The sequence below is a fragment of the Janibacter sp. CFPM2_SD2 genome (assembly GCF_057364645.1).
The window spans coordinates 1-8,586 of the sequence record NZ_JBNFOF010000138.1; the positions used below are offsets into that span (position 1 = coordinate 1).

Below are 8,586 nucleotides of genomic sequence, written 5' to 3' on the forward strand. Positions count from 1 at the left end.
GGAGCGACCCGCGTCGCCGCCGTCGGCGTGATCGCCGTGCTCGCCGCCGGGTGCTCGATCCCGCAGCAGGTCACCACGGCGAGGCGCCCGGGGTCGTCCCGGCTCGAGGCCGCGGACGCGCAGTCGGTGCTCGACGACTACGACGTGCGCAACAACGCGGCGATCAAGGCCTCGCACACGGGTGACGGCAGCCGGTGGAGGGCCGCGGATACGGGGCCCGTCCTCGCCAAGGACCTGGTCGAGGCCAAGACCAATGCCGTCGACCGGCCCACGACCAAGGCGGTGACCTTCACCCACGAGGTCGAGGAGACCTTCGCCGCGCCGCAGTCGGCCTACCCGCAGTGGTTCGTCGTCTCCTACACGAGCTCCCCCGACCCCGAGTCGAAGGGGGTCGGGCTGTCCCTCCAGACCAGAGACCACGTCACGGAGCCGTGGCGCGGCTACTCGTCGGTCTGGGTGGACGAGGGCGCGCCGACGCCGCTGCCGCCCGCGCAGGGCCGCGCCGAGCGCGACGACCTCGAGCGCGCCGAGGAGGTCGACGACCTCCTGGCGACCTGGGTTGAGGAGGGGGAGGCCCCTGGGCTGCAGGTGACGAAGGAGCTGGCTGACCACCGCGCCGAGATGAACACGACGAGCCGGGGCGTGAGCCGCTTCGCCAACTCGTCCGATCCGTGGGGTGGTGCCGAGGATCGCACCGCACCCGGGGGATCGGTTCGGGCCGTGCGCGTCAAGGAGGGCCTGCTCGTGCTCACGGATCAGGAGTGGGAGAACCGCGGGTACCTCGAGGCCGACTTCCAGTGGAGGCTGGATGCGACGGACAAGAAGGTCTTCCCGCAGCAGGACGAGACCAATGTCTACGGCCGCGACTTCGCCCTGAGCGCCGCGATCCTCGTCCCCGACTCGGGCGACGCTCGTGTGCTGGGCGCTCGGGCTCCCCGGGTGCTCGGCTTCCCCCGCTGACGCTCACCTCGGGTCCGTGACCCCATGACGAAGCCCCCGGCACCGTGCGGTGCTGGGGGCTTCGTGGTGCAGGGGCGGGCGGTCAGGCCGCGCGGCGGGCGCTGCGACGGTACTCGTCGATCCAGCGCATCTCCATGCGGGTCCGGCCGTCCGCGCCGCGCACGGGGACCCAGGTGCAGGTCAGCTTGGGCGCGGGACGCGCGGTCTTCATCGGCGAAACGGTCATCTCGGACACCTCCTGTTCACGTTCTGTTCACCTACGACTTTAGCAGCAAAGTGAACGGAAGGTGAACGACGCGCCGGTGGTGCCTCACCGGAAGGGGCTTCGTAGGCTGGCCCCATGACGACGAAGGTGGCAGTGATCGGCGCCAAGGGGCGCATGGGTGCGACGGCGTGCGAGGCGGTCGAGGGGGCCGACGACCTCGAGCTCGTCGGGCGCTTCGACGAGGGTGACGAGCTGGGTGACCTCGGTGGCGCCGAGGTCGTCGTCGACTTCACCGTCCTGGCGGCGAGCGAGTCGAATGTGCGCCACTGCGTCGAGCGCGGCGTCCACGTCGTCGTCGGCACGTCGGGGTGGACCGACGAGCGCGCGGCCCGGCTGCGCGCCGAGGTCGAGGCGAAGGGGGGAGTGGGCGTGCTCATCGCGCCGAACTTCGCCATCGGCGCCGTGCTCATGATGCAGTTCGCCAAGCAGGCCGCCCGCTTCTACGAGTCGGTCGAGGTCGTCGAGCTGCACCACCCGCGCAAGGTCGACGCCCCCAGCGGCACCGCCACCCGGACCGCCGAGCTCATCGCGTCCGCCCGCGAGGAGGCGGGGCTCGGTGCCGTGCCCGACGCGACGACCGACGACCCGGACGGAGCGCGCGGTGCGAGCGTCGAGGGGATCCCGGTGCACGCCGTGCGGCTGCGTGGCCTCGTCGCCCACCAGGAGGTCCTCCTCGGCAACGAGGGCGAGATGCTGACGATCCGGCACGACTCCTTCGACCGGGTCTCCTTCATGCCCGGTGTCCTCGCCGGCGTGCGCGAGGTCGCCAAGCATCCCGGCGTCACCGTCGGTCTGGAGCACGTGCTCGGGCTCTGACCTCGAGGTCGCCTCAGGCGGCCCAGCCCAGGGTGCGCAGCACGGCCGCGAGGGCGGCAGCGCCGAAGATCACGACGACGAAGTTGGCCCGAAGCCACATGAGGACGACGGCCAGGGCGACGGCAGCCAGCCGGGCGTCGAGCACGATCCCGTCGCCACCGCCGACGGTCTGGGTCACGAGGAGGCCGGCGAGCAGCGCGACCGGCAGCAGCCCGATGACGCGGGAGCGGCGTGGCCCGTCGACGAGCGACTCGGGCGCGAGGTAGCCGGCGTACTTCGCGGCGAAGCCGAGCGCGCACGCGGCGAGCACGGTGATCCACAGGGCGGTGGCACTCACAGCAGGTCTCCCTCGGGCTGCTCGATGTCGTGCGCGCCGCTCGGCGTGCCGCCGAGCAGCCCGACGACGACGGCTGCGATCGCGGCGAGCAGCACCGGCACACCGGCGGGGGTGGGGACGAGGGTGACGAGAGCGATCGCCGCCGCCAGCAGTGCGGTGACCCTGCCGGTGCGGTCCTTCAGCCGGGGCCAGATGAGCGCGACGAAGGCCGGGGCGGCCGCCGCATCGAGGCCCCACACCCGCGGGTCGCCCAGGGCATTGCCGAGCACCGCGCCGAGGAGCGTCGAGAGGTTCCAGAAGGCGAAGACCCCGATCCCGCCGGCCCAGAAGCCGGCCCGGCGTCCTTCCGGTGTGCTCTGGGCGAGCGAGATGGCGGTCGACTCGTCGATCGTCAGGTGCGCGGCCGCGGCCCGGCGCCATCCGGTGAGGCGCAGGATGCGGGCGAGCTGCAGGCCGTAGAGCCCGTTGCGGATGCCGAGCAGGGTGGACGTCGCGACGGCGGTGACGGGATTGCCGCCGGAGCCGATGATGCCGACGAGGGCGAACTGCGAGCCCCCGGTGAAGAGCAGCAGGGACATCGCCATCGTCTGCCACAGGTCGAGCCCGGCGGCGATGGACAGCGCGCCGAAGCTGATGCCGTAGGTGCCGCTCGCGATCCCGATCGACAGGCCCTGCTTGCGGGCCTCGGCGACCTCGCGCTCGGCGATGCTCATGGGGTCGAAGGGGGGTGGGTCACCGCCGCGGTCAGCCGCACCTCGCGTGCGGTCGCACCGTCGGGGGAGACGACCCGGTCGCGGTAGGCGCCGTCGGGCGCCAGCCCGGCGCCGGTGAGGAAGGAGCGCAGGGGCTCGTGCTCGACGAGGCACCAGACCGCGACGTGCTCGGCGCCGGCCTCGCGCAGGATGTCGACGGCGGCATTGACCAGACGCGAGCCGTGCCCCTGGCGCCGGTGGCCGGGGTGCACGCCGAGCGCGGTGATCTCGCCCGTGGTCTGCCCCGCGTCGGGGTCCTGGCTCGGTCCGATCGCGGCGAAGCCGACGACCTCGTCGCCGGCGCACGAGACGAGCAGTCGGTGCACCCCCGCGGGAGGAGTGCGAAGGGAGTCGCGCCAGGCGGCCTCGAAGGCCCGCGGGTCGAAGGCGGCGTGGACCTCGGGCGGGACGATGCCGTCGTAGGCCTCCTGCCACACGAGGGCCTGCACCCGGCCGACGGCGGTCGCGTCGTCGGCAGCGGCGGTGCGCACGCTGGCGTCGGCGGAGGTCATCAGCGCCCCACGAACTGCGGGGAGCGGCGCTCGCCGAAGGCGCGCTGACCCTCGGCGAGGTCCTCGCTCGCCCAGGCTCGGGCGAAGGCCTCGGCATAGGCGGGGTCGGCCCCGGGGGTGGCGTTCATCCCGAGCTTGGACCCGGCCTGCGAGAGGGGCGCGAGCGGTACGGCGGTACGAGCGAGGTCGAGGGCCGCGTCGAGGTCGCCCCACCGCTGGGCGAAGCCGAGTCGCCAGGCGTCCTCGCCGTCGAGCACGGCCGCCGTGAGCACCATGTGGCGGGCGGCGCCCTCGCCCCAGAATCGGGCGACCCGGTCGAGCGTCCACCTGTCGACCATGAGGCCGAGCTTGGCCACCGGCACCGCGAAGCGGGCGCGCTCGCCGACCACGCGCAGGTCGCAGGCGACGGCGAGCTGCATGCCCAGGCCCATGCACGAGCCGGAGATCGCGGCGATCGTCGTGATCGGCACGGCGGCGAGGTGCTGCAGGACCTCGGCGAGACGCTCGGTGAAGGAGACGTCCTCGAGCTCGGTGAGGTCGGCGCCGGCGCAGAAGTGCCCCTCGGCGCCGGTGAGGACGAGGGCACGGGCCCCGGCGTCGACCGCGGCGACGACGGCGGCGTGCAGCTCCTCGAGGGCGGTCAGGTCGAGCGCATTGCGCCGGTGCGTGCGGTCGATGGTGATGACGGTGACGGCGTCGTGGGTCTCGCTGAGGATGGGCACGTCGCCAGCATACGGAGGGCGTCATCCCTCCCCGGACGCCCGCTCGTCCTGCAGGATCGATCGGCCGTTGCTACGGTCGACGGCAGGGACAGCAGCAACCCGTAGGGGTCTGCAGGACAAGGGATCTGGTGCGGGTGACGTCCTCCCACACACCCACCTCACCCATGCCTGTTAGGGGATCCAGCATGCCCATGTCACGCCTCACCACGTCCGTCGCCGCCGTCGCCGCGGGCGTCCTCCTCCTCGGCGCCGCCGGGGGCACCTTCGCCCAGTGGAAGGAGTCGGAGACGGTCGACGGTGGGACCGTCACCGCCGGCCACCTCGACATGGAGGTGACCCCCGGGACGTGGTTCGACACGAAGGGGACGCCTGACGACACCTCCGACGACACCGAGCTCGACGCCGCCAGCTTCCGCATCGTCCCCGGCGACGTCATCGAGTACCGCGCGACGATCACCCCCGACCTCGTCGGTGACAACCTCGAGGCGGAGCTGTCGAGCGACCTGTCGACGGCCACCGGCGACCTCGCCGACTTCGTCACGACCGAGTCGACGCTGGACGGGGCACCGACCCAGACGCTCACCCCGGCCGACAACGGCACGAGCTTCGACGCGATCGTGCGCGTCGAGATGCCCTACGGCGAGGGCACGGTGACCGACCCCGACGGCGGTGAGGACACCTCCCTCGACCTCAGCTCGATGGAGATCGCGCTGGTCCAGACGCCGAACCCGTGACCCCCACCGGCCGCCTCGCGCGCGCCGGAGTGGCTTGCGCCCTGGGTCTGCTCGTCCTCACCGGGGCGGGCGGGACCGGGGCGAGCTGGGTCCATCGCGTGGAGCGCGAGCCCGGGGCGATCACGGCCGGCGGGGTGTCGGTGACGCCGGGTGCGCAGCGGGTCGAGCTGCACTCGCGGCAGCCGGCGGGCTCGCGGACCTACGCGTCCTCGTCGTCGTGCACCGCAGCCCCGGGGTACACGGAGTGCCGGGTCATCACCGACACCGTGGCCCAGGAGGCGCTCATCCCCGGCGACCGCGTCGTCGTCGTCGACCGGGCGACGGTCGCGGCCCGGGGGACCAACCTCGCCGGCACGCTCGACGTGCGGGTGCGGCCCCTGACGTCGTCGGCCCTCTCGGCCTTCAGCGGCACGGCGACCGCCACGACGACGATCACCCCGCCGACGGGCAGCGCGGTCACGGGCGAGACGGGCAGCTTCCCCGTCTCCCGCTCGACGGGCGCCGGACTCGGCGAGTACACCGTCCGCACGGTGATCACCACGCCGCCGAGCGGCCCCACCGGTGACTGGGGGACCGCACTCACCGGACAGCGCCTCTACGACGGCGCCTACACCTACACCTTCACCCAGTCGTGAGGAGGGCGACGATGGCACTCACCCGAGGGCGCACGACGGCGCTCGCCGGTGCGGCGGTGACGGTTGCCCTCGTCGTGACCCTCGCCCCCTCCGGTGACAGCCGGGCCAGGTGGCGGGAGACGGCGTCGACCACGGCGAAGGGAGCGAGCTCGGACGGCTTCGGCATGACGGCGACCAATGTCCCTGACTCTGCCGCGATGCCGTGGCCCAACGGCCGCTGGGCGAACTCGCCGCAGATCACCCTGACCAACCAGTCCGCGCGGCACTCGTCGTGGGCCAACGTCAAGAGCACGAAGCTGGCGAAGGTCGTCGCTGGTGACACCAACTCCGTCGTCTCCGTGGCCGCGCTGGCCTACACCCACGGCACCGGCACGTGCAGCGCCGGAGGTCAGGGCAGCTACTGGTCGGCGCGGGCCGCCGGCCAGGTCGTCGACGGCACGACCTACACGCGCAGCCAGTCGAAGGTCGCGGGAGCCACGATGTCGCCGGGGCAGAGCCGGACCCTGTGCCCGGTGGTGACTCTCGACTACCCGAGCACGACGGCCGGCCAGCGCACGGCGCTGCTCAACCACGCCGGGCGCGCCCTCGACATCACGACGGTCGTCGGCCAGCGCTCGGAGGCGCCGGCGACGTGGAGCTCGCCCGACCGCACCGTCGTCAGCAGGTACCGCATCGCGATGCCGCCCCCGGCCACGCCGAGCTCGGATGTCTGCCAGCGCACCCTGTCCAACGGGACCCCGTCCTCGGTCGGCTACTACGGCGGGTTCTTCTGGGGGTGGCCCGACCCGGTGACGAGCACGGCGACGGCCACACCCGCCATGGCCGGGGGGTGGGACATCATGCGCCGGTCGCGGACGGGCGCATGGGAGGTCTGGAAGTCCATCGCCTCCGGCAACGAGCGCAGCCTCGCCGGGATCAACAGCAGGGACATCAGCGACCAGCGTGACGAGGTCCGCGAGTTCAAGCTGCGGGGCTACCCCTTCGCCGGGGACCGGACCCGCTACGTCGAGTCCGCCTGGATCGCCCGGGCGCGCAACGACTGGTCGCTGCTCACCGACCGGTGGACGTGCGACAGCCCGCTGCCGAACCCCGACGCCGGACCGACCAACCTGCCATGACCACCACCCTTCGTCGTCTCACGACCTGGCTGCTCGCCGGGGTCCTCGTCGTGCTCCTGCTCGTCCTCGTCGTCACGGTCGCCTACCCGAAGGTGCGTGGCTACGTGCCGCTGACGATCCTCACCGGGTCGATGGACCCGACCTACGCCCCCGGCACGCAGGTCTTCGTCGAGCCGGTCGAGGGCGCGGACGAGGCACAGGAGCGCATCGGGGTCGGCTCGGTCATCACCTTCATGCCCTACCCGGACGACCCGACGCTCGTGACGCACCGCGTCGTCAAGGTGTCGCACGGCACCGACGGCGCGCCCCGCTACACGACCCAGGGCGATGCCAACTCCGCCCCCGACGAGACCCGGGTCGGGATCCAGCAGCTGCGCGGCGTCGTGCGCTACGACGTGCCGTGGGTCGGCCACGTCGCCTCGAGCATCGGCGCGCAGCGCAAGGCGGAGCTCGGCAAGGGGCTGGCCGCCCTGCTCTTCGGCTACGCGGCGTGGAACGTCGCGGGCGCGGTTCGCGACCGGCGCCGCCAGTCGACCGAGGAGATGGGTGTCGATGCGGACTGAGCTGCTGCTCGCGACGGTCGGCCTCGTGCTCCTCGCGCCGTCCGCCGTCGCGGACGGGCCCGGCATCGAGCTCTCTCGAGACGGCCGGTCCTGGAGCAGCGCGCTGAGCACGCCGCTCCTCGACGAGGACGTGCGCATCGTCCCGGGCGGGGCGACCCGCTCCGACCTGTGGCTGCGCAACTCCTCGGGTCGGTCGACGACCTTGACGGTCGCGACCGGGCCGATGCGCTCGACGATGCCGGAGGGAGTGTCGCCGCTCGACGACTTCCGGGTGCGGGTCGGCGGGACCGGGCTGACGAGCGACTCCGCGAGGCGCTGCGTCGTCGTGGTGCGTCAGACCCTCGATCCGGGGGAGCGGGTCCGCGTGTCGGTGTCCGTGGCGCTGCCGAGCACCTCGCGCCGGGTCAGCGAGCGGCGATCGGTGGCCGTGCCGCTGCGGCTGCACCTGACCGAAGGGGGAGCCGCGGACGCCTGCTCGGGTGCCCCGACGAACCCGACGAACCCGGGGACTCCGACGAACCCGGCTGACCCACCCGAGACGCCGGGGTCGGTCCAGACCGACGGTGGCCCCTGGGAGCAGGGTGCGGTCGCGGACCTGGGGCTCGTGGCCCTGCTGTCGGTGGCGCTGGCCGTGGCCCTCAGGAGGCGAGCAGCAGGGCGCCGAGGGCGACGAGCCAGCTGACGAAGCTGCCGACGAGGAAGTACTCGGTGACCTTGTCGATGTCGGACGGGCGACGGCTGTCGTCGCTGCTCGCGTGCGACCTCAGCTCGGGCCAGCGGATGAGTCCCTTGGCCGCGATGACGAGGCCGGCGGCAGTGAGCTCGCCCGCGAGGCCGAGGCCGAGGATGAAGAGTCGCTCGAGCGGCCCGAGCAGCCGCCCGCCGCGCAGCTCGCCGTCGACGCCGCCGGCCACGGGTCGCGCGGGGAGCGCGCCGGTCGTCACGAGCACGAGGCGCACGAGGCGGTTGCCCGTCGCCAGCTGGACGAGGACCAGACCGGCGAGCAGCAGCGCGTGGTCGGGCGTGGGCTGCCACGGCAGGTCGCTCCACGCGAGCCAGTCGGCGAGCAGGCCGCCGACGGGTGGGGCCCAGCCAGAGCCCGCGAGCTGGACGAGCAGGGCGGCGGCGAAGGTGGCCAGCGCCAGCCCGTGACCCGACCCGGCGTCGGCGCG

The 8,586-nt window shown here is 73.2% G+C and carries 13 protein-coding genes; 7 read left to right on the plus strand and 6 right to left on the minus strand.

Going from position 1 to position 8,586, the window contains the following annotated elements; genetic code table 11:
* The coding region (locus AC2W7J_RS12630; RefSeq protein ID WP_485982785.1) for a hypothetical protein at positions 1–960 on the plus strand (960 nt) is incomplete at its 5' end.
* Between the two features lie 82 nt (positions 961–1,042).
* Here the strand turns inward: AC2W7J_RS12630 and AC2W7J_RS12635 are convergent.
* Positions 1,043–1,186, minus strand: coding sequence for a hypothetical protein (locus AC2W7J_RS12635; protein WP_485982787.1), 144 nt, complete (start codon positions 1,184–1,186; stop codon positions 1,043–1,045).
* Positions 1,187–1,300: 114 nt separating this feature from the next.
* Here AC2W7J_RS12635 and dapB point away from each other — a divergent pair, with 114 nt between their 5' ends.
* Complete coding sequence (gene dapB / locus AC2W7J_RS12640) at positions 1,301–2,041, plus strand: 4-hydroxy-tetrahydrodipicolinate reductase (RefSeq protein WP_485982789.1); 741 nt, start codon at positions 1,301–1,303, stop codon at positions 2,039–2,041.
* A gap of 13 nt (positions 2,042–2,054) precedes the next feature.
* On the opposite strand, the gene AC2W7J_RS12645 is transcribed toward dapB, so the two are convergent.
* The 4 genes from AC2W7J_RS12645 to AC2W7J_RS12660 are packed head-to-tail and all read right to left on the minus strand — an operon-like array spanning position 2,055 to position 4,364.
* Positions 2,055–2,378, minus strand: a complete 324-nt coding sequence (locus AC2W7J_RS12645; RefSeq protein ID WP_485982791.1) for an AzlD domain-containing protein — start codon at positions 2,376–2,378, stop codon at positions 2,055–2,057.
* Positions 2,375–3,091, minus strand: coding sequence for an AzlC family ABC transporter permease (locus tag AC2W7J_RS12650; RefSeq protein ID WP_485982793.1), 717 nt, complete (start codon positions 3,089–3,091; stop codon positions 2,375–2,377). The genes AC2W7J_RS12645 and AC2W7J_RS12650 overlap by 4 nt, the downstream gene beginning before the upstream one ends.
* Entirely contained in the window at positions 3,088–3,642 is a 555-nt protein-coding gene (locus tag AC2W7J_RS12655; protein ID WP_255183823.1) for a GNAT family N-acetyltransferase, read from the minus strand. Before AC2W7J_RS12655 ends, AC2W7J_RS12650 begins: the two co-directional genes overlap by 4 nt.
* Positions 3,642–4,364 (minus strand): enoyl-CoA hydratase-related protein, encoded by a 723-nt coding sequence (locus AC2W7J_RS12660; RefSeq protein ID WP_485982795.1) that lies wholly within the window; start codon positions 4,362–4,364, stop codon positions 3,642–3,644. Before AC2W7J_RS12660 ends, AC2W7J_RS12655 begins: the two co-directional genes overlap by 1 nt.
* Positions 4,365–4,549: 185 nt before the next feature.
* On the opposite strand from AC2W7J_RS12660, the gene AC2W7J_RS12665 reads away from it, so the two are divergent.
* From AC2W7J_RS12665 to AC2W7J_RS12685, 5 genes are read left to right on the plus strand one after another with little or no spacing between them, the layout of a single operon-like run.
* Positions 4,550–5,098 carry an alternate-type signal peptide domain-containing protein gene (locus AC2W7J_RS12665; RefSeq protein ID WP_421007310.1) on the plus strand — a complete coding sequence of 183 codons (549 nt, stop codon included), beginning with the start codon at positions 4,550–4,552 and terminating at the stop codon, positions 5,096–5,098.
* Positions 5,095–5,733, plus strand: a complete 639-nt coding sequence (locus AC2W7J_RS12670; protein WP_485982798.1) for a hypothetical protein — start codon at positions 5,095–5,097, stop codon at positions 5,731–5,733. The genes AC2W7J_RS12665 and AC2W7J_RS12670 overlap by 4 nt, the downstream gene beginning before the upstream one ends.
* 11 nt (positions 5,734–5,744) lie before the next feature.
* The gene (locus tag AC2W7J_RS12675; RefSeq protein ID WP_485982800.1) at positions 5,745–6,851 is read left to right on the plus strand and encodes a hypothetical protein; all 1,107 of its coding nucleotides are present in this window, start codon (positions 5,745–5,747) and stop codon (positions 6,849–6,851) included.
* Complete coding sequence (locus AC2W7J_RS12680) at positions 6,848–7,414, plus strand: signal peptidase I (protein ID WP_485982802.1); 567 nt, start codon at positions 6,848–6,850, stop codon at positions 7,412–7,414. The genes AC2W7J_RS12675 and AC2W7J_RS12680 overlap by 4 nt, the downstream gene beginning before the upstream one ends.
* Positions 7,404–8,096, plus strand: a complete 693-nt coding sequence (locus AC2W7J_RS12685; RefSeq protein WP_485982804.1) for a hypothetical protein — start codon at positions 7,404–7,406, stop codon at positions 8,094–8,096. Before AC2W7J_RS12680 ends, AC2W7J_RS12685 begins: the two co-directional genes overlap by 11 nt.
* Here the strand turns inward: AC2W7J_RS12685 and AC2W7J_RS12690 are convergent.
* A partial coding sequence (locus AC2W7J_RS12690) for a hypothetical protein (RefSeq protein WP_485982806.1) occupies positions 8,053–8,586 on the minus strand: 534 nt, incomplete at its 5' end. The two genes, AC2W7J_RS12685 and AC2W7J_RS12690, sit on opposite strands and share 44 nt — an antisense overlap.